This is a genomic window from Bradyrhizobium manausense, from assembly GCF_018130615.1.
Lineage (GTDB): Bacteria > Pseudomonadota > Alphaproteobacteria > Rhizobiales > Xanthobacteraceae > Bradyrhizobium > Bradyrhizobium manausense_A.
The window spans coordinates 19,258-42,782 of sequence record NZ_JAFCKB010000016.1 but is presented as its reverse complement, the minus strand read 5'-3'; the positions used below and the strand labels follow the sequence as shown (position 1 = coordinate 42,782).

Below are 23,525 nucleotides of genomic sequence, written 5' to 3'. Positions count from 1 at the left end.
TGTGCCCCTTCTTTCCACCACTTGTCGACCTCAATGCCCACGCCCCTTCATCCGAAAAGCGAAACTTGGACTAGCCGCGCAACGCGCATTAGCGCTAAACTTGACATCTAGCCGATTACCGAACCGGCAATGCATGTGGTCAAGTCATCTCTTCAAGACGGCGCAATCATGCGCCGCTTGCCAGTGGACGAACACGACGTACGTTCGAGCAAAGCAATTCTCCGCTGTTATGAACGTTCATCGAGTTAGTTGGGCTGTTAGGATGCCATAGACCATATTAGCTCTGAACTTTCGCTCAGCGTTCGGTCCTTCGAAAAGGAGCAAGGCTCGCGTTAGAATCGGTAGCGAGCCCCCACCGTCGCATTGAAATTCGAAGTGTGAGTGTAGCCGTTGGAGAACCCACCGTTCACCCAAGTGTGAGACAGGCCGGCATACCAGTCCAGCCGCTGCGTCATCTGATAATCAATCGTTCCAGAGAGCCAATTGAGTTTGCCTGCACATTGAGCCAGCGTCGCGGTTCCGGCTCCAGGATTGGTGCAGGCTGCTCCGGCGCGCACATAGCTATTCTGGTCCACGGTGTACCACGCTCCCGCAACCACCCACTTCGGGGTGATCTGCCAACGAGCGCCAAGCCAATAGACATCCAGCTCCCTCGCCGTCGTAAAGGACGTGAAGGTGGTGGGAGTGAAGTTTAACCGGTAGCCACCGATCGTTCGGTAACCGGCCGGAAGCACGCTCGAAGGATTCGTCATCGAGATGTTTTCATAGCCGCCCATGGCGGTAACACCCGGAAGGCCGAGCGTCTTGAAATTGTAGAGCGCCATGATCGACCACGCGGTGTTGTCCGAAACCGTGGCGTTCAGGACGTCAAGATACTGACAATCAGCAAGGCTCACGCCCAGCGACTGGCAGCTCCCGGCCGCTTTGGCTGTCGAATTTGTCAGGGATGACGCAACGATGCCATCGTTAAAATGCCCCCATGTCGCGCTGAGCTTGGCTCCATCGAACAGGCCCCAACCATCGACTCCCGCACGAAGAGCCCACGCTGTACCGCCTTGATCAGCGCCCGCAAACCGATACTGAGCTGCGAAATTGAACTGGCCGATCGTTTCCTTGTACTTAAGCGAGTTGTTCCAGTGCTTGTCCTCTGTCGCACCGAAGCCTCCCGCGTATGTGCCCGACGTGCCAAAGAGCGAATTGGCAAATGACAATTTCTGTGGGTCAAAGACCGCGAAGTCATCAAACATCAAGCTGTTCTGACGTCCGAAACGAAGCTCTCCAAGAGTCGTATGCTTGAAACCGGCCCATGCTTCTCCATTGAAGATCTGCCCACAACGACTGCTGTCTGAGTTCGCGGTCGTGCCGGGAACGTTGCCGGTGCCGTTAGCACGAACGAGCGATTTGCAGGAATCCTGAATGGCCATGAACGCTGGATTGAAGCCGCTTTGCAGGTCCGAGACGAAAGACCATCCCTGAAGGCTCGGGGTCGAGAACAGTTCGTCAAGCTTCTGCTCCGTCCGAATGCCGAGTAGCGACTGGCTCATGGCATTGTTGGTGAACGCGAACCGCGGCCCATCGCTGTTCTTGGCGACGAGGTACTGTCCGTTCATGTATGGGCTCGGCGGGACGCCGTGGTCCTGGTACGATCCCGTCAGATCGAAAATTCCATAAACCGTAATACCGGCATACGACAACTTTCCAGGTTCACCGTCGAATATCGTTGAAGCGATCGAAGCCGGCGCCGTACGGGCTTCCTTGGTGGCCATATCGCCCGCATTGGCCGGACCGGCCGAGCAGGCGCCAGCCGAAAGCAGGACGGCTCCCATCAACGCGCGCCGAATCGTTGTATTTCGAGTCAACGTTAACCCCCCACGTGTAGAGATCCGTACAGATCTTTTCGCCCCGAATTCTATTCCTTGACTTTGTGCCCAGCAGTCCAATGGGTTTCAATCTCGCGGAAAGGCATAACAGTTATAGCCGGATCCCCTTGGCTCACTGTGGCAACGCACGCGCACGACCTAACGGCGTTACACTTCGGGATGAGCAGTGCGCGCGAGCCCCCAGACGAGAAACGCCGCGCACACCGCGCAAGTAGAGAGCCCATCAGCGCTTCCTGACTTCAGAGCACATGTGCTCTCTCACCACGTTGGGCAGCCATAATAGGGCATCGATCTGGCCCGCCTTGATCAGGCACACCTCTGTACTCGTCAGCAGAGCTGAGCGAATGGTCGGAAACCGCCGGGAAACGCTGACGAATGGCCGACAAGACCGCTTTCGTCGCAATAGTCTGGGGCCTTTGCATGGATGTTGCGACAAACAGCCTTGGCACGGGAAGTGGGCCCGTTAGCCGTCGGATATCCAGCGAGCCGTCTTGGGCCTGTGTGCGCACGACATTGAACGGCAGGATGGTGAAGACGATCTTCTCGCGCACCAACTCCAGCAGGCTTCCGGTGCCAATCACTTCCAGGCTGATCGTTAGGTCGATGCCTGATTCACGCGCCGTAGTATCCAGCGCGTTTCTGAGGCGATGGGGCCTCGGCGCGAGAGCCAGAGGCAAGTCCTTGACATGCTCCAGCGAGATATCGTCACCAAAATGAGATAGGCTGCCTGGTGCTCCTACCAGGACGAAATGGTCATCCATCAAATGGTCGATATTGAGCGTACTTGTGTTGGGTGAGTTATAGAGAACTGCAATGTCGACAACCCCGTTGGTCAACATCTCGATGGCCGTTGCGGAATATGCTTCGATAAGATTTAGGACGATATCCCGGTACTCTTGCCTGCAACGCTTGATCAAGTCGATCGTCAGCACGCTACCCGACAGAGGCGGCAGCGCAACGATCACATTTCCAGACCGCGCTCCGCTGAGTGCTCGCAATTCGTCCTGCGCATGTGAAAGGCTGCGTAGGATCGACGTCGCATGCATCAGCAGTTGATCGCCGGCTCTGGTTAGCGAAATTCCCCGGCCGTTCCGGTTGAAGAGCTGAACGCCGTGAAATTGTTCCAGACACCTTATTTCCCTGCTGAGGATCGATTGACTGATGGAAAGAGCGTACGCCGCCTTTGAAAAGCTTCCCGCTTCCGCGACCCGCACGAAAAAATAGTAGGGCTTCAGATCGAGCGCGGCTCGTTGTTTAGGAGGCAAAATCATGTGATAGACTTCACCATTTTCGGGTTGGAGTCGAACTGGAGGGAGGCATCTTAGAAGGAGGTCGGCGCTCCAGTTCTTCACTGGATAGGCCTTTCCAGAAAAGCGACGATCGTCGTTCGATTGGCTAGGGAGACAACTCCTCCAATGCTTTTCCCTTGGTCTCAATTCCACCCAGCGCGGTAATCGCGGCACCTGCCAGCAGAACGCAGGCAAAGACACCAAAGACGTACTGGATTCCAAAACTCGCGATGATCCATCCCACTACAATCGGACCGGCAGAAGAGCCGAGACGAAGCCAGGCGCTCCCGAACCCCGTTCCGATTGCGCGCAGCCGGGTTGGATAGAGCTCGGACGAATAGAGATAGAGTGAGAATGTGATCGTCTGGACGATGGCGTAGGCGAGACCCGCAAGGACCAGGACCTGGGTCGCACCGCCGGCTCCGAGCAGGGCGAGCGAGGCCAACGGTATGGGCGCGAGCAAGAAGGCTACGACATACCAACGTTTGCGCCCCACCCGGTCGATCAATAAGGCGCATGCAACGGCAGCGACCACGCCTGCCACCGACGTCAGCAGGCCATAGCGCAGGCTGGTCTCGAGCGGCAGATTGAAGGTCTGACGGTACAGCGTCGGCAGCCAAGTGATGATGCCGTTTGCAACGAGGTATGACGAGAACCACATGCCCCAGATCGTCAACGTCCGCGCGCGGTAGATTCCCTGAAAGAGTTCACGCCAGTCGGTTACCGATTTGGTGGGCGCGCCGACTGAAGGCTGCGGGTCGACAAGAATGTGGCCGCTCGCGACCGCACTGCGCTCCAAGGCTGAGACGATGCGGTCGGCCTCGACATAGCGTCCGCGCCCAGCGAGCCAGCGCGGGGACTCCTTCATGAAGAAGCGCAGAGGGATGAGGATCGCGGCCGGGATCAGTCCGACAACAAACATCGCCTGCCAGCCGAAGCGTGGCACCAGCACGCTACCGATCAGGCCAGCTCCGACGAGGCCAAACAGGAACATGACTTCATACAACAGGAAGAAGCGGCCACGCCCCTTGGAGCTGATGAACTCGTTGATATAGGCACTTGCAACCGGCACCTCGCCGCCGGTTCCGATGCCCTGCACAAAGCGAAAGAGCATCATGGACAGGGCACCCCAGGCGAACAGGCACGCCACGTCCATGCTGACAAAGAGCAGGATCGTGCACAGCAAGATCTTGAGGCGTCCGAAGCGCTCGGCAAGGGAGCCAAAAAGAACAGCTCCAAAGACCTGCCCCAAATATCCCACCGAAAGGATCAGGCCGGTCTGTTGCGGATTAAGGCTCCATTGCTGAACCAGAACCGGCATTGCGTAAGCAATGGCAATGACGGTGTAACCATCGAAGAATGTTGCGGCCCCGATCACGTTACGGGTCCAGAAGACCGGTCGGGTCACCGGAAGCCGCTCAATTCTGGCACCAATTTCTTGTCTACCGTCCAACTGCGTGGTGGCCGAAGTCGGCACGCCGGCCTGCGCCGTCATGAGCATGATCTCCTCCGTTTTTCGGCTTTTTGCCGCTATATCTTTGCTTGGCCACGTCGTTGGCCGATCGGCGGCGGTTACCCGCCGCCGATGTTCGTCTTCGTCGCCGCGGGGAGATCAGGCAGCTTTGGCGGCACCTGGAATGAGGCCGGCCTGCGCCAACGCATCGCGGATTTCCTTTTCCGCACCGCTAGCGAGCGGCATCAGAGGCGAGCGCACCGTCGCATGATCGAGCTTGCCGCGCGCCACAAGGCCAAGCTTCAGAGCGCAAGTGCCTTCCATGTGCGAACCGCGATGATAGACCGCCTTCGTCACGGGGAGCAGCCGGTCGTGATAGGCGCGCGCAGCGTTGTAGTCGCGCGCCTTAGCGGCGGCGAGGTACTCCACGAGCGGCTCCGGTGCGAGACCGCCATAACCGACCAGCAGGCCGTCGACGTCAAACATGGTCGGCAACAGCCACTCGTCGTGACACGTCAGGATCTGCAACTCGGGAAATTCCTTCCGCAGCACCGGAATCTCAGTGTCCCAGCGCTTCATGTCGCGAACGCCATTCTTGGTGGCAACGACGCCGGGCTGTGCGGCAATCTCGACCTGGGTCTGAAGATCGTAGGAAGCCTTGGTCGCGTTCGGATACTGGAACAGGATGCATTGCAGTCCTGACGCCTCGTGGATTGCCTTGTAACGATCCTGCGGTGCGCCCTTCTGGAACCCGAAGCGAAGCCAACCGTGGTTCGGATAGACCAGTGCGCCTATCGCGCCTGCGTCGGCAGCCCGTTTGGCTTCCAGCGCGGCGACCTTCGTGCCTTCGCCGGTGATACCGGCAATGATCGGAACTTGCTTTCCGACCGCATCGACGTAAGTCCTGATCAGGTCGAGCTGCTCTTCCGAGGTCAGGAAGGTGCCTTCACCGGCATGACCGAGGATGACGAGGCTCTTCACTCCCTTCACGGAGACAAGCCAGCGCGCCAGATCTGCATTGGCCTTGTGGTCAACTGCACCATCGCGAGTAAAGGCGGTAACGGGGGCAGGGTTCAGCCCCCTGAGATCCATCACAGGCATATTCAACTCCCTTGAGTTTAGGCGGTTTTGCGAACGCTCCCTCGCTCGACTTTCATGTGGGAACGATGTCAGGATCGATCTCGGGAACGTTCCCAAGCTATAATTGAGGTGCCCTTGTGTCAATCGTTAAATTTGGACTACCTGCGGGGACGCAGAATCTAAAGGCGAATCAGATGGATCGCGGTGATGAAGCCCCCGAACGGCCGGAGCGGGTGACCCTGCTCGACGTGGCCGAGGCTGCGGGCGTGTCGAAATCGACGGTGTCCCGCATCCTGGACGAGCGCCTGCCGCGATCCGAGAGCGAGACCGCGAAGCGCGTCCGCCAGATTGCCGCCAAGCTCGGCTATCTCCGAGACGTCTCGGCAAGCAGCCTGCGGCGTGGCAACACGATGACGATCGGAATGATCGTTCCCCGCCTGACCGACACCGTCATGGCAATGCTGTATGAGTCCTTTACGCACGCATGCACCCGGTCCGGACGATTCGCCATCGTAGCGACAACAGGCGACGAACCGCGTGCCGACCGTGACGCAGCGCAGACATTGTTGCAGCGTGGCGTCGACGGACTCGTGATGTCCACGGCCCGCATCGGCGATGATTTTCCCGAACAACTCGCAGCGCGGGGCGTGCCCTGCGTTCTGGCCTTGCGCACTGACGGACGCACTCTCTCCTCGGTCGCCGACGATCGTCTCGGCGGATACCTTGCAACACGACACTTGCTGGATCTTGGTCATCGACGTATCGGCCTTATCGCCGGCCCCTCCTACGCTTCAAGTAGCATCGGCCGAACCAAAGGCTATCAACAGGCGATGATAGAAGCCGGCATCGACCCGGATTCCGGCTGGATCGTCGAGTCGACATTCGGCATCGATTCAGGTGCTGACGCAACAGAAACTCTGATGCGCTGCTCGCCTGCACCAACCGCAATCTTTGCCGTCAACGACAATACGGCGATTGGCGCCCTCTCAGCCCTACAAAGGCTCGGGCTATCGGTACCGGGCGATGTATCCATCGTTGGATATAATGACATCCCAATCGTGAGCCGGCTGCCAACGCCACTGACAACGGTCCGCGTTCCCTTTGACCAGATTGCAAACGCTGCATTGGACCTTGTTGCCCATGGTCCTTCGAACGAGCAGGATCGCATTCGTGTTGCGACACCGACGCTTATTCCTCGACAATCTACGGGCAGGCCCAGATCCGCGGCTGGCTCGCCGTAACGAGGTAGTCGGTCTCCGCGTGTGGCACCTCACTCCTCCGGGCTACTAGAAGTTCGCTGCGAGACCGGAACGAGCGTTTGTGGCGACAGCAAGCATGGGGACCTTCACACATCGTGCCCATCCATCACTCTCGACAGAAAAGTAAAGCGCCGTGGTCGCATGGCTCGCTTCTACCAGAGCGGTTCAAGGCATCCGTAGTACGTCCGGATGAATCAGCGGTGCGTCCTTCACCCAGAGCCTAGCCCCGCGCGGACCGGCGACCGCACGCAACGCATCACCCGCTGGCAAGCGGATCCAGCCTTGCGTCGTTAGAGTCCGATCGCCGATCGTCAGATCGCCATCGAGAACGAGCGCCTCTAACCCCCGTTGGTTCTCGATTATCGTCGCGGCGCCTGTTGCGAGAGTTTCGAATCGGACATTCTCGGATCCGTCGTTAAAGAGTTCGATCGCGCCAGGCGCAGATCGAGCCTGTACGGGCCGGCGGACGATCTGCTGATGGTCCCCTTCTCGGAATTGCCACAGCCGCACAAAGATCGTGCAGCCCTCCGCCGAAGCGGGCACGTGAGAAGTGCCCGGCGGGTTGCGGAAATAGCTGCCGGTAGGATAGTCGCCATGCTCGTCCTGAAACACGCCTTCTAGGACGACGATCTCCTCGCCGCCACCGTGTGTATGCCGGGGAAATGCACTCCGCGGTGCGTAACGCACGATCGATGTGGCGCGAGCGACCTCGTCGCCGATGCGGAACAGCATACGCCGATCCACGCCGGCGGCAGGGCTCGCCATCCATGGGAGCTCCGAGGCTTGGATGATCACGGGGATCGTCAGATCGTCATTGATGCGCATGGTTTGCCTCCGTCATGGTGAGTACCATCCTGAAATTCGCCTGGCCGGACCTCATCCGCGCGACCGCCTCGCCAGCCTTCTCCAGCGGCATGATTTCGATGCGGGGTCGCACTGCGGCCAGCACGCTGAAGTCCAGCGTCTTCTCGTTCTCGAAGGGCGTGCCGGTGATCGATCCAAGGATGCTGCGCTCGCCGACGACGATGTGTCCTGGGGACACGGGCAGAGGATCCTTTCCGGCTCCCAGTAGGACCAACCTGCCCTGCGGCGCGAGAGCGCCCGTCAACGCGGCAACAGCCTGGACGTCGCCGATGGTCGTTATAATGGCCTTGACACCGCCGAGCCCTTGCAAACGTGCGACGGGGTCTTCCTTCTTCGAGTCGATGTAGACGTGCGCTCCGAGGGTGATAGCGTCGGTCGAGATATCGGCCCCGCGCCCCACGGCGACGACGCGGAAGCCCATCCGTCTCGCGTACTGGAGTGCGAGATGCCCCAGCCCGCCGATGCCCTGCACGACGACCGTGTCTCCGGCTTCCGCGCCGCACTTCTTCAGCGCATTGAATGTCGCGATGCCTGCGCAGAGCAGCGGCGCCGCCTCCTCCGACTTCAGCTCATCGGGAATCGAGACCAGCCCGGTAGCCCGGGCGATCATCATCTCGGCGTAGCCGCCGTCGCACGTCGACCCGACGAACGGCTGGTTCATGCAGAGCTGAAACTCTCCGCGGCGGCACTGGGCGCATTGGTTGCAGTGTCCGCCGAGCCTTCCGATACCGACCCTCTGACCGATCTTCCAGATCGAGGGCACGCCGGCGCCGAGCGTCGCGATGCGGCCAACGACTTCGTGACCAGGCACGCGAGCGGGGAACATCTTCGGATCGGCCCGGTCGATGTCGCCCGCGTCGGCGCCGCAGATCCCGCAGGCCTCGACCGCGATCAGAACGTCTCCCGCGCCGGGTGACGGCGTCTCGCGTTCGGCGATTTCGAGTTCGCCGAGTTTCGAAACCTGCGCGACGCGATGGGAACGCCTCATTTCACTACCTCCGATGGAGTTCCACTTCAGCCGTTCGCTGCCGACGACAGCGGATTGCTCTGCGCAAGCTTACGCCCGCGCGCGATCACGAATGCCGCGGCGCGCTCCGCCGCGTCGACGGCGCCGGGGTTGCCGCGCGGATCCGTCGATCCGATGCGCCCTCGTCCGGGGTCTCTGGCGTGCGGATGGTCCACCGTCGGAAATCCAATTCAATTGACGTCCCGGCTTCAGGCCGCAACGCTTTCTCTGGATGGCTTCGGCGACGCCACGAAAAGCGCGGCCACGGCAAACAGCAGAGGCGGAAACGAGAGCCAGAGCACCGTGTCCCAACCGTAAGCCGAGAGCAGTCCACCTGACAGGAAGGAGCCGAACGTCATCGTGCCAAACACCACGAAGTCGTTGAGCGATTGGACTCGCGCCTTTTCTTCCGGCCTATGACACTCGAGAACCATCGCAGAGGCACCGACGAAGCCGAAGTTCCAACCGACGCCCAGAAGGACCAACGTCGCCCAGAAGTGCGCGACCTGGATGCCGAGGAGTCCGACCGCGGACGAAGCAGCTGTAAGCAGCAGACCCGTCGCAACCACCTTCGAGGCGCCGAACCGGGTGATCAGACGGCCGGTCCAGAAGCTCGGCCCGTACATCGCGATGACGTGCCACTGGAGGCCGAGGTTCGCGGATTGCTGCGGCAGGTTGCAGAACTTCATCGCAAGCGGCGCAGCCGTCATGAGGAAGTTCATCAGAAGGTACGAAACCACGCCGCAAACGACCGCACCGATAAGCCGCGGCTGCCGCGCAATAATGGCCAAGGGACGCCCCTTGCCAGCATCTGTCGCCGTCGGCGCCGGCAGACGCACGCCGGCGAGGACCAGGAGCGAAATGGCCGCGACGGCAGCTTGTCCGAGATACGTCGCAGCGAACAGGTACGGCTGCCAAAGATCCATCGTGTAGGTGACGAGCTGCGGCCCAATCACGCCAGCGAAGACGCCGCCCGCCATCACGGCCGACAGTGCCCGCGGTCGCCGTTCGGGCGCAGCGCAGTCGGCGGCGGCAAAGCGAAAGGAGAGCACCACCGCGGCATAGACGCCCCCGAAGAACGTCGCGAGACAGAACAGCCAGAACGAGGCCTGCAGCACGGCCAGCGTTCCGATCAGACCACCCGCGACGCCGCAGCCGGTGCCGATCATGAAGGCGGCACGACGCCCGTGATGCTGGGCGATCGCGCCAGCCGGCAACGTGCACGCGGCCATCCCGACGACGAAAATCGAGATCGGAAGCGTAGCGAGCGCCTTTGTCGGCGCCAGCATGTCTCCGATCACAGCGCCGGTGGCGTAGATGACGGTCGAGTTCGCGCCGGCCAGCGCCTGCGCGATCGACAACCTCACTACGTTGGCGCGCTCGAACCGGGTGGTCGGCACTGCGTCTTGCAGATCTTCCACCACAACTTGGGTCATTTAGGCCTCGATTTGATGACGCCAGCGCGTGTCGCGCTGCGATGGACGGCGATGAAGACGGCGATCCAGCAGATCGCGCGCTTTGGCGGACTGCCCACTGCGCATCATCGCGAGCAGCAGCATGTCCTCGAGAATCTCCCGCTGGGCGCCGCTACCGCCGACTCGAGCGAAGTCCCTCGTCAACGGTTCGAGAATTCGTACGCACTCGGCGTAGTCGGCATTCGCGAAAGCGACGGCCGCTGAGCCAACCGCCGGGACGACGGGTCCGGCCGGCAACGCCCCGTCCGCGATACGCCGCGAGTTCGCATCGATGCGGTCGATCGCGGCGACGTGCCGTCCGGTTGTTGCCGAAAGAAGTCCCATGTGGACCTCGACGAACGCGAGTCCGGGGTTCGCGTACTTCGCGCCGGCATAGCGTTCGGCCTCGTCCCACAGACCGACCGGCACTTCGTGTCCGTACGCCTGCAACCGCCACAGCAGCGAGACCGCATCGCTTACGATGTTGATCGGAAGTCCCAGCGAGACCGAAGGGCGAACATGCTTGGAATAGAGCGCGAGCGCGTGCTGCGGATCGTCGCGCTCAAGCGCGGACAGAGCGGCATGCCACGCCAGGTGCCCATGCAGCATGCCCGCCCGGTCGTAGTCAGGAAGCCAGCCTTCAATCAGGCTCTCGGCTTCCTGCGCCGCGCCCTGCTCGAACATGGCGTGCGCGACGGCATGGGCGGCGTTGGCGTTGGCGCGCCGGCGCTCGAGACCGCGCTGCGCCAGATCTCGGCCCTTGGTGACCGCGCCGTTCTCGGCGTGCGACCAACCGCGGTAGGTCAGAAGCCACCAGTCGTCCGATTCGTAGCGATCCGCCACCTTCTCGCACAGATCGACCCGTGCCTGGTCGTGATCGGCCATTCCCGAGAAGGCAAATAAACCGAACGCGCCCAGCGGGAGCGAGAGGATCAGGACATCGCGGGGCCATTGATCGAGATGGGCGAGCGCGCTCTCCAAAGCCTTGACCGACTGCCCGGTCACCGCAAGCGAGAGGGTCGACACGTGGCTGATCTCACGGGGCACTCCGTTTCGGGCGACGAACTCCTGCGCCCTCGCGACGCTGGCGCGCGCCTCGGCCGGCTGGCCCTTGATCGCTTGCAGCCGCGCGAGAGCGGCATGCGCTAGAGCGAACTCCGGATCTTGGTCGATAGCCTGCCTCAGCACCTCCTCTGCGCCGGGCCAGGCCGACAAGAGAAGGTCGACGCCCGTGCGATAGCCTGCCGCCGCTTGCGGCGAGTTCGTCGAAATCGGAAGGCCGCGACTGTCGACCTCGGCCATGCTCGGCTCCTACAGCGGACGGGCCCGCCGACCTGGCTGCCCCTTGATTTCGACCGCTACCAGAGCGATATCAGGCTGTCTTTCGACGTTTTGCCAATTTATGTCGAATATCCGCCAATCGGAGACGGCATGTCCTGGACTGCAATATCGCCCCCGCCAGACGCCCTTCCCCCGCAACCGATCACGATGCGGGCCCAATCGATTCCTCCGAGGCACGAATTTCCGGAGCACGCGCACAACTGGCATCAGGTTGTCTACGCCGTCGACGGTGTGCTCATGGCGATTGCGGAGAACCGGTCCTTCGTCATCTCGCCGGAACAGGCGGTGTGGTTGCCGAGCGGCATCCGCCACCGGGTCGGTTCACTTCTGGGCGCCGAATTCCGCAGCCTATGGATCTCCGTCGACTCCGGACGAAGTTTGCCGACGGCTCCGACGGTGCTGGCCGTCTCACCCCTGTTGAAGCAGTTGATCGTCGAGGCCGCCGCCATCGAAGCCAGAGAGGATGACGACGGATACACGGACCGCGTCACGACACTCATTCTCGACCAGCTCGCCAGAGCTCCAGCGCTCACTGCCGGATTGCCGTGGCCGCGCAGCGGGCGCTTGCTGCGCCTTTGCGAAGCTCTCTACGTAAATCCCGCCGACGAACGCGGTTTGGACGATTGGGCGAAGGTGCTTGGTACTTCGTCCCGAACGCTCACGCGGCAGTTCGAAGCTGAGATGGGTTTGAATCTGCGATCATGGAGGCGGCGAGTACGGCTTCTGCGTTCGATCGAGCTGTTGCGCAGCGGAACCAGAGTAACCGAGACGGCCCTGCAACTCGGCTATGCCTCCACGTCAGCGTTCATCTTCGCCTTCCGGACTGAGATGGGATCCAGCCCGCATGCATATATGAGAAAGGCCCCCAACTCGCATTGATCGCGATGCTATCTCAACCTGGAGGACGGAGGGTCAGGCGCCTTCTTACTTCTGGGGTGCTGATTATCTATTAACCAGTAGATCTGCTGACGAGCGATCGCACCGAAGCGCCTTCGAACCCACATGCGGGGCGCGGCGCACGGGGAAAGTGGGAAGTTCGAATCAAAAAAGTTCGAGCTTCGCCACGAGCCGTCCCGCTCATGGGAGCAATCTAGCCGAGATAGGCATTCGCCTCGCGAAGCTTCGCTTGCATCCGCTCGACTGGCAATTCTCTTGCCCCAATATTTCCTTCGGCGATCATCGCAGCTGCGAGGCCGGCAGCATGGCCGATCGCCATCGTATTCGGCATCACGCGAGTGGACGCGTGCGCCTCATGAGTCGAGGAGATCCCGCGTCCAGCGATCAGCACGTTGTCGAAGCCGGACGGCACGATTGAGCGATAGGGGATCTGATAGCTGTGGTCCTTTCCGAGCGTCTCGAATCCTAGACCCGTGCCGGTGGCCGGGTGGATGTCGATCGGATAGGCACCGCATGCAATCACGTCGGAAAACGTCCGGCCCCGACGCAGGTCGTCGACGGTGAGGATGTAATTGCCGCTGACGCGGCGCGTTTCTCGGATGCCGAGCTGGGCGGCGAGCGCCACCAATCGTCCGCCAGCGCAGCCGGGAACATTTTCCCGGATGAAGTTTGCGGCCGCGAAGGCCTGCCGTCGCCCCTCGACTTCGGCCCGACTGAGATCGAACGGATCGGTTGCATCGACGCTGACGCGGCTAACGTTGAACCAGCCGTCCTGCGTGCCGGTGACGCGACTCTGGTGCAGCGCCGCTCGCGCCAGCGCGCCTTCATGGACGCCGCGCTGGGCCAGCGCGTGTATCTCCGGTGTGGGGATGGCGTTGAACGCCTCGTAGTCGATCGGGCCAAAGCGAAACATCATCGTCGCAGGCTGTAGCGTTTCACCTTCCTCGAGTGACAGAAACGTCGCGCTGGCGCGCGCAAGGACGTCGAGATCGCCCGAGGCATCGATCACTACTTTAGGCCGCAGCGCAATTGGTCCCTTCTTGGTCAGCACGGTTACCTCGTTGATCGTTCGCTCAGTGCGCGCGACCGACATCACGACTGTGTTGAACAGCAGATGTGCTGGCGCCCTGGTGACAAGCTCGTCCAACACGATCTTGAGGGTTTCCGGATCGTAGGAAACCTGATCCATGCGATGGCCGGTCGACATCACGAAGTGCGAGTGGCCGTCCGACGCGCCGCGAGCACGGAGGTTATCGACAATCTCCTCGGCGATGCCGCGGATCACTCTCCTGCCGGCCTCGGTTTCCCAGCCCACGAACTGACCGACGGCGGCGGCCGTCGCTGAGCCACCGAGAAATCCCCATCGTTCGACGAGCAACGTCTCGGCACCGTTGCGTCCAGCGGCGATGGCTGCGACGGTCCCGGCCATCCCGCCACCGCAGACAAGCACGTCGATGTTGATGGGATTCATCGCAAGACCTTCAGTGCAGGATTAACGCCAATACGATCGTTCGCAGTTCCTAGAGATGGCCGCCAGCCCGGCGCACCAATTTCGAGATGATCACGGCGCTAATTGCGGCGATCGCGGTCGGGACCGTGGCAACCATGAACAAATCGCGGCTCGACCAGTGCAGGGCGATCAGCACCCCACCGACGTAGGGACCGGCGATGGCACCAAGGCGGCCGATACCCAAGGCCCAGCCTACCCCGGTCGCTCGAATGCTGGGGGGATAGACCAACGAGCTGACCGCGTTGGCCCCGGTCTGCGTGCCGATAACGAAGAAGCCGGCAATGAAGGCGACGACCATCAAATAGGCAACCGAACTGCCCGCCATAGCAATCAGAAGCAGTGCAACCGTTCCGCCCATGTAACCGATGCTCATGACGACAAAGGTGTCGAAACGCCGGGCCAGTGCGGCCAGCGTGAGGGTTCCGACTATGCTGCCGACCTGAATCAGGGAGGCGGCGACCAAGGCGGAACTCACGTCGACACCAGCTGTCGTCGCGAGCGTTGGAAACCAGGAAATCATGAAATAGAGCGAGAGAATGTTGGTGACGAACATCAGCCAAAGCCACAGCGTTCGCGGAGTTCGGCCCCCTGCAAACAACTGGGCGACGGGAAAGCCGATGGCCTTGTCTTCGACCTCAAGCACCCCCGTGGGGTCGATCTCGACGGTAGAATCGATCCGGCGAGCGTAGGCGGCGATCAAGTCGTTGCGGGTACCGCGATAGGCCAGATAGGTGATGGACTCCGGGAGCCATAGCCAGACGGCAATCAGCAACAGCAACGGCAACACTGCGCCAAGGACAAAGACGGCGTGCCAGGTCAAGATCTGCAGCAGGTACGCGCTAATCAATCCGCCTCCGGCAGCTCCGATCGCGTAACCGCAATAGATCAGCATCACGATGGTAGCTCGGCTTCTCTGTGGACTGAATTCGGCACCGAGCGCCACGGCGATCGGTGTTGCGCCGCCAAGGCCGAGACCACCGACCAGACGGACGATCATCAATTGTTCTAGGTCAGCAGCCAAGGTGGTCAGCAGCGAGCAAACGCCGAACAATGCAATGCACCCGATCAGCGCGATCTTGCGGCCAATGCGCTCCGCCAACGGAGCGATCAGCAAGGCGCCCAGCACTGTTCCCACAAGTCCTGCCGAAAATACCGGCCCCAGCATTGCTCGTTCGATGTGAAAGGCTTCCGTAAGGACCGGCGCGACATATGCGATCGATTGCACATCAAAGCCGTCGATCATGATAACGAGGCCACAGAGGACGAACACACCGATCTGGAAACGGCTCAATCGACGGGTATCAATGACATTTGAAACGTCGACCCCGCCAAGCGAGATTGCAGGTGTTTGGATATCCATTTTTCGTTTCGACCCTCGGGGAACCCTGTCATTCTGCAGGGAGCATCAATGTCTGCGTTGTGCGCGGTAACGCGACCAAGTTGCGATGCAAGCAAACGAGCCGCAACGCATAACCGCATCGAATGATTGAGACATCATCGCCTCGACGTTTCCTGTTTCTGCTCGGGGATATCTGCCCCCCTTTTTCAATAACCTTAGGAGACCTTTCGCTTTGCGCACAAATACCATTGAATAAACACGCCATAACATGGTGTTATGTCCTTCTGATCCCCTTCGCGTGGCCGGCCATGAATCTACGTCAGATCGAGGTGTTTCGTGCCGTGATGATCGCAGGTTCGGTCAGTGAAGCCGCGCGCCTGTTGCATATTTCGCAACCGGGCGTCAGCCGGATGCTGGGGCATATCCAATCACAACTCGGCGTGACGCTTTTCGAGCACATCAAGGGAAGATTGAATGCTAGGCCCGAGGCACACACCCTTTTTGCCGAGGTAGAGCAGGTCTATCGAGGCGTTACCCGGATCGAGGACTGCGCCCGGAAACTGAAAACCGGAGGCGGACTCTCGCTCAAGGTTTTAGCGACTCCCAGCATGGCACTTGAACTGGTGCCGCAAGCCGTCGCGGACACCAGCGCGCATTTTCCGGCCGCCAGATTCTATACGCAAACGCAGTTGGTCCGAGAGATCCTCCATCAGCTGTTGGCAGGAGAGGCTGATATCGCCATATCGAGCCTGCCTATCGAACACACGCTGATCCATTGCACCCCTGTCGGCCAATGGTCCCTGACTTGCGTGTTCGCCGCTTCTCACCCGTTCGCCGCACGACGCCGGATAAGTCCACGCGATATCCTGAAGGAGCGACTGATCGCCTTCGGCCCCGATACCCCCCAAGGTCGGTTCATCGCCGAGTATTGCGCCAAACTGAAAATCAAGCCGGATACTCGCATCGAGGTACGGTCGGGTCAGACGGCTTGTTCGTTGGCCGCTTGCGGAGCTGGCGTTGCAGTGGTGGACAGTCTAACGGCGCGAGCTTGGCGCAGTCCTGGCCTCGCCTTTCTGCCGATCAACGAAGGCCCAACTTTCAAAGCGTTTGCCGTGCGGAATGCGAGTATTGCCACTTCGTTGTTAGCTCAGACCTTCGTTGAGCGCGTGCGAGCAGGCTTCCAGCGACTGAAACTTTGAGAGTTAAGCTAACTCCCAGCGATTCGATGAGTCGCTCCGTTTCCGTGCCGCCGGACCTTGCACGAAACTATATCTGCGGTGCTCGATCGGCTCGTGCTCTCAATCGTCTCCCGATGACACGCCTTGAACGGCGGTGCCTGCCGTGTTCATGACCTTCTCGACGCTTACCGAAGAGAGGTGCTGCTTCATGAACTTGGAAGCATCGAGACGCCTGTCTGCCAGCAGGAGATCTACAAGTTCGACGTGTTCCCGACAGCGAATGATCGCGTATCGCCGATCGAGCGACTGCCTGTATTCCATCAACCGCCGCAGCCGGTCGACACGCTTGAGCCCATCGATAAAGAAGGAGTTCCGGCTGCACTCGATGATCGCCTCATGCAGCTTGCTGTTCATGTCGAACAGCGCGGGGCTCGAGACTGACCAAATCTCGCCGTCGACCAGGCGCTGCTGCTGTTGCCGGCAGGCCTCCAGCGGAGCACGGTCGAGCACGAAGCCTGGCTCCAGGATCGCCGCAGGCTCGATGGTGAGGCGGAAGCGATAGCTGTCCTTGTAAGCTTCGATCGAGGTGAGCATGGGCAGGAATGCCCAACCGTGTCCGGGCAGTCGCTCGATCCAGCCTTCGCTCAGGATGCGCCGCAGCAGCCGCGCCAGTTCGCCGCGCGTCAGGTCATAGCGCCGCTGCAGTTCATTCTCGGTGACACGCTCAGGAAGCAGATTGTCGAGACGATCCTGCGCAATCCGTAAGTACATGGCCTCGTCGTTGTTCGGGATCGACTCTTGCTCAGGCCACGAGGCTTCGGGAGTGTCGATGGTAATGAAGCCGCCGCTTCCCGCGACGCCGAGCATACCCTGGGTGTGGAGCAGTTGCAGGGCCGACCGGATCGGCGAGCGCGAGACGCGAAACCGCTCGGCCAATTTGCGCTCAACGAGCCGCGTCCCCGCCTGCGGATTCTCCGCGCGCAAATGCTCTGCAATCTGTTTGGCAAGCTCGCTGATCAGCGGCGTTGGCTGCATTTCAGTTCGACTCATCATTCCATCCGGTCGCCCTTCATAGCGAAAGCCACGACATCGATACAACGTCCGGCGGTGCCGTAGGTGTCGCCTCGCGCCGAGGCTCCGCGACCGCAAACGGCGGGCTGAAGCGCGCGCCATACAGGCCGTTCCGCCCGACACAACAAACCGGAACTGCTAATTTTGGCATTTTACTATTGCAAAATACCAAAAATCAACGTACGAGCTGGCCATCCCTCGCCAACAGAGGGGCCAAGGGAAGCGCTCATGATCATGCAAAACGCTCGGTTTCCGAGCCGGAGGGACGTGCTCAGCGAGGCCGCCGCGGCACTCGCGATGTCGAGCGTGATCGCCGGTGCGATCTCGCAGACGGAGGCGGCCACCGCGGCCCCAAAGGTGCAATTCCCGCCGGCGGGCACCACCGACTGCCACGTCCATGTTTTTGAACCCGATCGTTTCCCCTTTGCGGAGCCAAGGACCTACACGCCGGGAGCAGCGTCCGTGACGGACCTGCAGAGCTTTCGGCGTGGCCTTGGGGTCGATCGTCTGGTCCTGGTGCAACCCAGCGTCTATGGCGACGACGATCGATGCCTGCTGAACGGCTTGCGCGAGCTCGGCCCAGGAATATCCCGGGGCATCGCAGTGATCGATCCTGACCGCATTCGTGACGCTGACCTGACGAAGCTCACCCAAGGCGGTGTCGTCGGCGTCAGGGTGAACCTCAACGTCAAGGGCGAGGAACGCGCCGCGGCGGCGGTCGCAGCGGTCGCAAAGACCATGGCGCGCGTCGCACGCCCGGGGTTGGCCGTGCAGATCTATGTCGATCTGCCGCTCGTCGAGCCGCTCGCCGAGACCATTACCGCCTCGCCCGTGCCGGTCATCCTCGATCACTTCGCCGGCGCAAAGGCGGCGCTCGGTCCCGAGCAGCCGGGCTTCGCCACGCTGCTCCGCCTGCTCGATACCGGGAAAGTCTGGGTCAAGCTGTCCGCCGCCTATCGCGCCTCACAGCGCGCGCCCGACTATGACGACGTGGCGGTGCTTGCCCGCACGCTCATCGCCGCCAATCCAGAGCGCCTGATCTGGGCGTCGGACTGGCCTCACACCGGCGGCGGCGCGGAGCGCCGCGAGCGCAAGCCGGGCGAGATCGAACCGTTCCGGCAGGTCGACGATGCGCACCTCTTGTCCCTGCTCTCGTCGTGGACGGACGATGCGAGCATCGCTCGCAAGATCCTCGTCGACAATCCAGCGCGCCTCTACGGCTTCTGAACCCCACCGGCAAACAGCGACAAGACGATCATTTGGGAGCGAACGGGATGGCTGAGCAGACAATGACGGTATCGCCGGGTGAGACGGATCGGAGCCAAACCTCGAGCACTCTCGGCCGCCTGTGGCGCGCGTTCATGGACACCGACGTCGGCATCATACCGGCGCCCGCCTATGTCGTTCTGATCGCATTGCTCGTGACGTTCAGCGCGACTGGCCATGTCGGCGGCGAGATCGCCATGGTGGTCGGCATCATGGCTGCCTTCGCCTTCACACTGGGCGAGATCGGCAACCGCCTGCCCGTCATTCGCCACATCGGCGGCGGCGCGGTCCTCGTCACCTTCGTCCCCTCCTACCTCGCCTACAAGGGCTGGATTCCCGCACCGGCAGTCAAGGTCGTCGGCGACTTCTTCAAATCAAGCAATGTGCTCAGCCTGTTCATCGCGGTCGTCATCGTCGGCAGCATCCTGAGCATGGACCGCACGATCCTGATCAAGGGCTTTGCCAAGATCTTCGTGCCGCTCGCCGCCGGCAGCGTTGTCGCAGCCCTCGTTGGTACCGCAGCGGGAAGCGCGCTGGGATTGGGAGCCTTCGACAGCTTCTTCTTCATCGTCGTGCCCATCATGGGCGGCGGCGTCGGCGAAGGCGCGATCCCGCTGTCAATCGGCTATGCCGGCATCACCGGCGTGTCACAGGGCGAAGTCCTCGCGCGCGTGCTTCCGGCGATCCTGGTCGGCAATCTGACCGCGATCATCCTGGCGGGATCGCTATCCTACCTCGGCAAGCGGCGCCCCTCCCTCACCGGTGAAGGACGGCTGCAGCCGGTCGGCGATGCCGACCTCACTGAACAGGCTAATACCTTGAAGACCGACGGCAACATGCAGAACTTCGCAGCTGCCGGCATGGTTGCCGTGACGCTGTATCTGTGCGGCGTCCTTGCCTTCCATCTGCTGCATTTCCCGGCGCCGGTCGTGATGCTGTTCATGGCGGTCGTCCTGAAGCTGTGTCACGGCGTCACGCCGCGCATCCAGTCCGGTTCCTACGCGGCCTACAAATTCTGCCTGACCGCCGTCGCCTATCCCATGCTGTTCGCCTTCGGCGTGGTGCTGACGCCCTGGGACAAGCTGGTTGCGGGCTTCGCGCCCGCCAACCTCATCACCATCGTAGCAACCGTCTCGGCGATGGTGCTCACCGGGTTTCTCACCGCGCGCTGGGTGAACCTTTATCCGATCGAGAGCGCGATCGTCGCGGGAACGCACAGCGGCATGGGTGGCGCCGGCGACATCGCCATCCTGTCCGCCAGCAACCGCATGCGGCTGATGCCATTTGCCCAGATCGCAACCCGCATTGGGGGCGGCATCACCGTCACCATCGCGCTTCTCGCCATGGCCTATCTCAACCGCTGACCACTTCCAACAGAGCAGACACCCATGAAAATCATCGTGCTTCCCGGCGACGGCATCGGCCCCGAGATCACCGACGCAACCCTGCGTGTGCTCAAAGCCGCAGACCAGTCGCTTTCTCTTGGCCTTGAGTACGAGACCCATCAGATCGGCCTCGTCAGTCTCAAGGAACAGGGAACGACCCTACCCGACCAGGTCATGACACGGATTCCCGAAGCCGACGGCGTCATTCTCGGCCCCGTCTCGCACTACGAATATCCGTCGCGCGACAAGGGCGGCATCAACCCATCCGGGGAGTTGCGCGTCAAATTCCAGCTATACGCCAATGTGCGGCCCTGCCGCTCGCGGAAAGATCTCAGTATCCTGCGCAAGCCGATGGACCTCGTCATCGTCCGAGAAAACACCGAAGGCTTCTATTCGGACCGGAACATGTTCGCCGGATCCGGCGAGTTCATGCCCGACCCGGACATGGCGTTCTCGATCCGCAAGATCACCGCCAAGGCGTCATCGAGCGTCGCCCGAACCGCGTTCGAGCTGGCGCGCGGCCGGCGCAAGAAGGTGACGGCCGTGCACAAGGCCAATGTGGTCAAGATGTCCGACGGACTGTTCCTGCGTGAGGTGCGCCGCGTCGCCGCTGACTTCCCCGATGTCGAGCTGGAAGAGCTCATCGTCGATGCCACCGCCGCGCTGTTGATCCGCACGCCGGATCGCTTCGACGTCATGGTCACCACCAACATGTTCGGCGACATCTTGTCCGACGAAGCTTCCGAACTGTCCGGCAGCCTCGGTCTCGGCGGCTCGATCAATGCCGGTGAGAGGATCTGCGTCGCTCAGGCGCAGCACGGCTCCGCCCCCGACATCGCGGACAAGGACCTCGCCAATCCGACGTCGCTGATCCTGTCGGCCGCGATGCTGCTGCAGTGGCGCGGCCAGCGCGACGAGAATCCCCGGCTCGTGTCGGCTGCGCAACTGATCGAGCGTGCGGTCGAAGAGGTTCTCGACGATCCGACAACGCGCACTCGCGACGTCGGCGGCCAGCTTGGGACGCGCGCATTCACTGATGCCGTGGTCGCGGCGCTCACCGGTCTGCTGGCGAACAACGCCGCGGCCTGATCCATTGCAGAGCCTTGAGAACGCCATGACGATCATTTCAATCAATCCCCATGACGGCGCGGAACTCGCACGTTTCCCCTCGCACTCGGCGCAACAGGTCGATGAGGCGCTCACGGCCGCCGCGGCCGCGCAGTTCCGGTGGCGCCGGGTCCCGATCCGCGAACGGATCGAGCTTCTGCGCGGCTTCGCACGCGTCTTGCGCGCCGACAAGCCGCGTTTCGCGAATCTGATCACGCGTGAGATGGGTAAGCCCATCGTGGAATCTGAGGCCGAGATCGAGAAGTGCGCCGTCACTTGCGACTACTACGCAGAGCACGCCGCGCGTATCCTCGCTGACGAGCAGACAGCCTCGAACGCCAGCGAGAGCGCCGTGGTGTTCGATCCCCTTGGCGTCGTGCTTGCGATCATGCCGTGGAACTATCCGTTCTGGCAGTTCTTTCGCTTCGCAGCCCCGGCACTCGCCGCCGGCAATGGCGCCATTCTCAAGCACGCCAACAATGTGCCGCAATGCGCGCTGGCGATCGAGGAGATCGTTCGGCAGGCCGGCGCGCCCGAGGGACTGGTGCGGACGCTGCTGGTCGATTCGTCCACAGTCGCAGGTCTCATCGCCGATGACCGGATCGCGGCCGTCACCCTCACCGGCTCGACGCAAGTCGGCGCCATCGTGGCGAGCCAGGCGGGCCAGGCCTTGAAGAAGCAGGTCCTCGAACTCGGCGGCTCGGACCCATTCATCGTGCTCGCCGATGCCGACGTCGAGGCGGCCGCGGCGGTTGCGGTGAAGGCGCGCTTCATCAATGTCGGGCAGAGCTGCGTCAATGCCAAGCGCTTCATTGTCGAGCATGCGGTGGCGGACCGGTTCGTCGCGGCTTTCGTCGAGGGTGTGCGCAAGCTGAAGATCGGCGACCCGATGGAGCGCGACACCCAGATCGGGCCGATGGCGCGCGCCAATCTGCGAAGCGACCTGCACAGCCAGGTGGAGCGAACGCTTGCCGCAGGAGGAGATCTCAAGCTCGGCGGGCAATTTGTCGAAGGACCCGGTTTTACCTATCAACCGACCGTCATCGATCACGTCACCGTCGAGATGGCGGCCTTCTGCGAGGAGACTTTCGGCCCGGTCGCCGCCATCGTTCGCGCGAAAGACGCAGACGGTGCGGTCGCGCTCGCGAATCGTACGGAGTTCGGGCTCGGCGCAGCATTGTGGACCGGCGATCTTGCTCGCGCCCGCAGGCTCGCGCGCGAGATCGATGCCGGCGCGGTCTTCATCAACGGCATGGTCGCGTCCGACGCCAGGTTGCCCTTTGGGGGCATCAAGAAATCCGGCTATGGCCGTGAGCTCGGCGTCTACGGCATCAAGGAATTCACCAACATCAAGACCCTCTGGATCGGGCCCGCCAAAGCCTGAAACTCTCTCACAGCAAAGGAAAGATCATGACGACGTCCACTGCAAAGCCTGCCATCCTGCGGCCGTCCGACATCCCGGCCCGCCAGCGCGGCGGCGGCGCCAAGACGATTCCGCTCGTCACACGCCGCACCGGCTCGACCAGCTTTATCAACGGCATCACGATCTTCGAGCCGGGTGCCGCTATCCCGCTGCACAAGCACAATTGCGAAGAGAGCGTCTTGCTGCTCGAAGGCACGGCAGTGGCGGAGGTCGATGGCATCGAGTATCCGATCCAGGCGGGCGACGTCACCTTCATCCCAGCCGAGGTCCCCCACCGCTTCCGCAATGTGTCGCAGAGCCAGGGCATGAAGATTCTCTGGACCTACGCTTCCGTCGACGCTACCCGCACCTTGATTGAGACGGGCGACACCCGCTCGATCGACGACGAGCACAAGGCTGCGCTGGCGACCTGAGAGGGCCAAGCCTCGCGATTTCAGGCGGACATGTTGTAGGGCGAAAGATGAAATCAGTCACCGTGACTTGCAATTGACCGGTGAAGCCCGAGAAACGAGATGCCGAATATGGAGGACAGCCTCTCTGCATTCCGCGCCTTTGAGGTGACTGCGCTTCTCGTCTGCTGTTCCTGAGGTACCGCAAATCCGGGCGCGACAAACCTAACCGCGCCCGGATCGTCCAGTCCAAAGCGACGCGATCGAGGCGGCAGCCGGCAGTTGTCACCCACTGGGCGCGCCTTCCTCACTGAAATTGGCGCGCGTCTAGACG

Annotated in this window: 20 protein-coding genes; 8 read left to right on the top strand and 12 right to left on the bottom strand. The window is 61.7% G+C overall.

Going from position 1 to position 23,525, the window contains the following annotated elements:
• Window positions 1-332: 332 nt before the first annotated feature.
• The 4 genes from JQ587_RS25775 to JQ587_RS25760 form a co-directional block, all read right to left on the bottom strand.
• Entirely contained in the window at window positions 333-1,826 is a 1,494-nt protein-coding gene (locus tag JQ587_RS25775) for a porin (protein ID WP_212427159.1), read from the bottom strand.
• 293 nt (window positions 1,827-2,119) lie between these two features.
• On the bottom strand, window positions 2,120-3,151 hold the full coding sequence (locus JQ587_RS25770; RefSeq protein ID WP_212427158.1) for a LysR family transcriptional regulator: 1,032 nt from the start codon (window positions 3,149-3,151) through the stop codon (window positions 2,120-2,122).
• 124 nt (window positions 3,152-3,275) lie between these two features.
• Entirely contained in the window at window positions 3,276-4,664 is a 1,389-nt protein-coding gene (locus tag JQ587_RS25765) for an MFS transporter (protein ID WP_212427265.1), read from the bottom strand.
• A gap of 117 nt (window positions 4,665-4,781) precedes the next feature.
• Window positions 4,782-5,723 carry a dihydrodipicolinate synthase family protein gene (locus JQ587_RS25760; protein WP_212427157.1) on the bottom strand — a complete coding sequence of 314 codons (942 nt, stop codon included), beginning with the start codon at window positions 5,721-5,723 and terminating at the stop codon, window positions 4,782-4,784.
• A gap of 173 nt (window positions 5,724-5,896) precedes the next feature.
• On the opposite strand from JQ587_RS25760, the gene JQ587_RS25755 reads away from it, so the two are divergent.
• A complete protein-coding gene (locus JQ587_RS25755) occupies window positions 5,897-6,943 on the top strand; it encodes a LacI family DNA-binding transcriptional regulator (protein ID WP_212427156.1) in 1,047 nt (348 codons plus the stop codon).
• Between the two features lie 183 nt (window positions 6,944-7,126).
• On the opposite strand, the gene JQ587_RS25750 is transcribed toward JQ587_RS25755, so the two are convergent.
• The 5 genes from JQ587_RS25750 to JQ587_RS25730 are packed head-to-tail and all read right to left on the bottom strand — an operon-like array spanning window position 7,127 to window position 11,587.
• Window positions 7,127-7,786, bottom strand: a complete 660-nt coding sequence (locus JQ587_RS25750) for a cupin domain-containing protein (protein ID WP_212427155.1) — start codon at window positions 7,784-7,786, stop codon at window positions 7,127-7,129.
• Window positions 7,773-8,813 carry a zinc-binding dehydrogenase gene (locus JQ587_RS25745; RefSeq protein ID WP_212427154.1) on the bottom strand — a complete coding sequence of 347 codons (1,041 nt, stop codon included), beginning with the start codon at window positions 8,811-8,813 and terminating at the stop codon, window positions 7,773-7,775. The genes JQ587_RS25750 and JQ587_RS25745 overlap by 14 nt, the downstream gene beginning before the upstream one ends.
• Before the next feature lie 26 nt (window positions 8,814-8,839).
• Window positions 8,840-9,007 carry a hypothetical protein gene (locus JQ587_RS25740; RefSeq protein ID WP_212427153.1) on the bottom strand — a complete coding sequence of 56 codons (168 nt, stop codon included), beginning with the start codon at window positions 9,005-9,007 and terminating at the stop codon, window positions 8,840-8,842.
• Window positions 9,008-9,040: 33 nt separating this feature from the next.
• The gene (locus tag JQ587_RS25735; protein ID WP_212427152.1) at window positions 9,041-10,267 is read right to left on the bottom strand and encodes an MFS transporter; all 1,227 of its coding nucleotides are present in this window, start codon (window positions 10,265-10,267) and stop codon (window positions 9,041-9,043) included.
• The gene (locus tag JQ587_RS25730) at window positions 10,268-11,587 is read right to left on the bottom strand and encodes a tetratricopeptide repeat protein (RefSeq protein WP_212427151.1); all 1,320 of its coding nucleotides are present in this window, start codon (window positions 11,585-11,587) and stop codon (window positions 10,268-10,270) included.
• Between the two features lie 129 nt (window positions 11,588-11,716).
• On the opposite strand from JQ587_RS25730, the gene JQ587_RS25725 reads away from it, so the two are divergent.
• The gene (locus JQ587_RS25725) at window positions 11,717-12,505 is read left to right on the top strand and encodes an AraC family transcriptional regulator (protein WP_212427150.1); all 789 of its coding nucleotides are present in this window, start codon (window positions 11,717-11,719) and stop codon (window positions 12,503-12,505) included.
• Between the two features lie 211 nt (window positions 12,506-12,716).
• Here JQ587_RS25725 and JQ587_RS25720 read toward each other — a convergent pair whose 3' ends face one another.
• Both JQ587_RS25720 and JQ587_RS25715 read right to left on the bottom strand, forming a co-directional pair.
• A complete protein-coding gene (locus tag JQ587_RS25720) occupies window positions 12,717-13,994 on the bottom strand; it encodes an FAD-dependent oxidoreductase (RefSeq protein ID WP_212427149.1) in 1,278 nt (425 codons plus the stop codon).
• A 49-nt stretch (window positions 13,995-14,043) separates the two neighbouring features.
• Window positions 14,044-15,393, bottom strand: coding sequence for an MFS transporter (locus tag JQ587_RS25715; RefSeq protein ID WP_212427148.1), 1,350 nt, complete (start codon window positions 15,391-15,393; stop codon window positions 14,044-14,046).
• Between the two features lie 287 nt (window positions 15,394-15,680).
• Here JQ587_RS25715 and JQ587_RS25710 point away from each other — a divergent pair, with 287 nt between their 5' ends.
• A complete protein-coding gene (locus JQ587_RS25710; RefSeq protein ID WP_212427147.1) occupies window positions 15,681-16,571 on the top strand; it encodes a LysR family transcriptional regulator in 891 nt (296 codons plus the stop codon).
• Between the two features lie 99 nt (window positions 16,572-16,670).
• Here JQ587_RS25710 and JQ587_RS25705 read toward each other — a convergent pair whose 3' ends face one another.
• Complete coding sequence (locus JQ587_RS25705; RefSeq protein WP_249149410.1) at window positions 16,671-17,603, bottom strand: GntR family transcriptional regulator; 933 nt, start codon at window positions 17,601-17,603, stop codon at window positions 16,671-16,673.
• A gap of 246 nt (window positions 17,604-17,849) precedes the next feature.
• On the opposite strand from JQ587_RS25705, the gene JQ587_RS25700 reads away from it, so the two are divergent.
• From JQ587_RS25700 to JQ587_RS25680, 5 genes are read left to right on the top strand one after another with little or no spacing between them, the layout of a single operon-like run.
• Window positions 17,850-18,848 (top strand): amidohydrolase family protein, encoded by a 999-nt coding sequence (locus JQ587_RS25700; RefSeq protein ID WP_212427146.1) that lies wholly within the window; start codon window positions 17,850-17,852, stop codon window positions 18,846-18,848.
• A gap of 47 nt (window positions 18,849-18,895) precedes the next feature.
• On the top strand, window positions 18,896-20,251 hold the full coding sequence (locus tag JQ587_RS25695) for a 2-hydroxycarboxylate transporter family protein (protein ID WP_249154520.1): 1,356 nt from the start codon (window positions 18,896-18,898) through the stop codon (window positions 20,249-20,251).
• A gap of 24 nt (window positions 20,252-20,275) precedes the next feature.
• Window positions 20,276-21,361, top strand: a complete 1,086-nt coding sequence (locus JQ587_RS25690; RefSeq protein WP_212427145.1) for an isocitrate/isopropylmalate dehydrogenase family protein — start codon at window positions 20,276-20,278, stop codon at window positions 21,359-21,361.
• Between the two features lie 25 nt (window positions 21,362-21,386).
• A complete protein-coding gene (locus tag JQ587_RS25685; RefSeq protein WP_212427144.1) occupies window positions 21,387-22,763 on the top strand; it encodes an NAD-dependent succinate-semialdehyde dehydrogenase in 1,377 nt (458 codons plus the stop codon).
• A gap of 26 nt (window positions 22,764-22,789) precedes the next feature.
• Complete coding sequence (locus JQ587_RS25680; RefSeq protein ID WP_212427143.1) at window positions 22,790-23,215, top strand: cupin domain-containing protein; 426 nt, start codon at window positions 22,790-22,792, stop codon at window positions 23,213-23,215.
• The last annotated feature ends 310 nt before the right edge of the window (window positions 23,216-23,525 follow it).